The 2,260-nt window shown below is 47.3% G+C and carries 2 protein-coding genes; both read left to right on the forward strand.

The window, feature by feature from the left end; all coding sequences use genetic code 11:
- Window positions 1-67: 67 nt before the first annotated feature.
- A complete protein-coding gene (locus NWF04_00015; GenBank protein MCW4004971.1) occupies window positions 68-808 on the forward strand; it encodes a hypothetical protein in 741 nt (246 codons plus the stop codon).
- Between the two features lie 13 nt (window positions 809-821).
- Entirely contained in the window at window positions 822-2,138 is a 1,317-nt protein-coding gene (locus NWF04_00020) for an ammonium transporter (GenBank protein MCW4004972.1), read from the forward strand.
- Window positions 2,139-2,260: the final 122 nt, after the last annotated feature.

The raw sequence follows: 2,260 nt of genomic DNA on the forward strand, positions 1-2,260 counted from the left end.
AAAAAGAAAATGTTTATATACAAATAACCAATAATTAGCATTTTAATTGAATAAGAGGTGATTCAGCATGGCAATGCAACAACAATCAAATATTGAATGGGTTGACATCGGATTGGATGGCCTAGAAAAATTCATTCCGGGCATTCCAAAAGGTGATGCAATACTTGTGCGCGGAGAACCCGGCACTGGCAAAACCATCTGTTGTTTGCAGTTCCTTTACAGAGGTGCAAAGAACGGTGAGAAATGCTTGTACATCACAACCGAAGAAACCCCCGAAACAGTAATGCGAACTGGAGGAGAACTCTGGTCCGACTTTCCACGGTTAATCAGGGACGGAACAATCAAAGTCGTAAACCTATCCATCACTGCAAGCTACGCAAGCGAATACTGTCTGGTTGACAAAGAGGAAGCAATGAGCATAGTTGCAAAAGGATTAAAGGCACAACCTGGGGCGAGCAGAATTGTCATTGACTCTCTGTCTTCGCTGGCTAGGCGGTTGTCTGATTCTGATGAATTCCGCAAAGTCTTCATGAAACTGCTAATGGAAACCAAAGCACAAGGCTCAACTACGCTGTTTAGTGCAGAAGGTATCCCCGCATCACCTGGCATCACAGAATATCTTGTAGACCACTTGATTTACCTTGACTACCGAAAACACGACGTAGTATGGACACGTGTTTTCCTTCTTCGTAAATCCAGAAGTGTTCCCCTTAAACCTCAGGTACTTAAACTCAACATCAAATCCGGTGGGCTGTCGGTAGAGGAAATACCATTCTCACTAAAGCCTGTATGGTTCGGCGGAGATTAACAGGTGATATACTATGATAGATCAAGCAACTGAAGCATGGGCTGCGTTCCAGCAGAACTTCTTCGTAGGATGGGCACCTGTCGCCATCTTCATCATGGCAACCGCAGGATTCGCCCTGTTCTATGCAGGAATGGTCCGCAAAAAGAACGTTACCCACACAATACTACAAATCAACGTAGGATGGACACTGGCATTCGTCGTGTACTTCCTAATCGGATTCCCGCTGGCATACTACGTGGCTGAACCTGTGTTCGGTATACCGCAGTTTGCTCCGACCATCGCTAACCCACTACCGCCGTTGCTGTCAGAGACAGGTGCTTACGGTTTAGCCGCAAGCCCATCTGGAATGGGAGACTTGGCAACATGGTTCAAGATGGCGATGTTCGCTATCACTGTCATTGGTATCGTTCCTGGTGGTCTGGCAGAACGTGACAAGTTCTGGGGCTGGATATTAGCAGCTACAGGAATATCCGGTTTCATCTATCCAATAGTTGAACACTGGGTTTGGGGCGGAGGCTGGCTATCTGAACTTGGTTTCATCGATTACGCTGGTTCGGGTGTAGTTCACCTTGTTGGTGGTACACTTGCGTTAACTGGTGCGTATGTAATTGGGCCAAGGATTGGGAAGTTCGTTGGCGAGAAGAAGATGCCGCGGACGTTCTTTGGACATAGCATTCCGTGGTCAGTACTCGGTGCATGGCTGTTGGCGTTCGGTTGGTTCGGCTTCAACGTCGGTTCAAGCGTAGCAGCAGATCCAATGACCATCAACGTAGAACTTGCATGGGTCTCACTAACAACGGCAATGTGTATGGCAGGAGGCATGTTCGGTGCAGCAATTACCTCAAGGGGTCACGTGCTTACTAGCATGGTTGGCTTGCTTGCGGGTGCTGTAGCAATATGTTCCGGAGCAGCAATCGTTCATCCACTAGCAGCGTTCATAATCGGTATAATCGCAGGAGTAATCACAACGTTCACAATTGGCTTCCTGGACCACAAGCTCCACATCGACGACGCCTTGGGGTGCTTCCCAGTTCACGCAGCATGTGGTGTCTGGGGACTACTCGCAACAGGAATCTTCGGCGGAACCGTACTGGGTGCACACCCAATATATGGATTCGCAGACCTGTCAACATGGGTTAGTCAAATCGGAATACAGGCAATCGGCGCAGGCGCAATACTACTATGGGCTGGAGCAATGGGGTTGATAATGTTCACCGCCTTGAAGAAGCTCAAACTGCTAAGGGCTACACGAGACGAAGAACTCTACGGACTCGACATCTCACTGCACAAGACTCTAGCATACCCCGAAGACATGATGGAAGACAAGTAAACTCCAATGCGCCTAACGGCGCAACCCTTTTTCTCTTTTTTTGTTTTTAGAATTTTTTTGTGTTAATGTTTGTGTGAAGTTTTATTTCCAAAGCTTTTTTGTTGCTGGAAATTTCAGAAAAA

Source organism: Candidatus Bathyarchaeota archaeon, from assembly GCA_026014465.1.
In the GTDB taxonomy this organism is placed as follows: domain Archaea; phylum Thermoproteota; class Bathyarchaeia; order Bathyarchaeales; family Bathycorpusculaceae; genus JADGNF01.

Excerpts from the sequence above, each read along its gene's own strand:
- NWF04_00020 (MCW4004972.1), top strand. The coding sequence starts at position 822 with ATGATAGATCAAGCAACTGAAGCATGGGCTGCGTTCCAGCAGAACTTC.
- NWF04_00015 (MCW4004971.1), top strand. The coding sequence starts at position 68 with ATGGCAATGCAACAACAATCAAATATTGAATGGGTTGACATCGGATTG.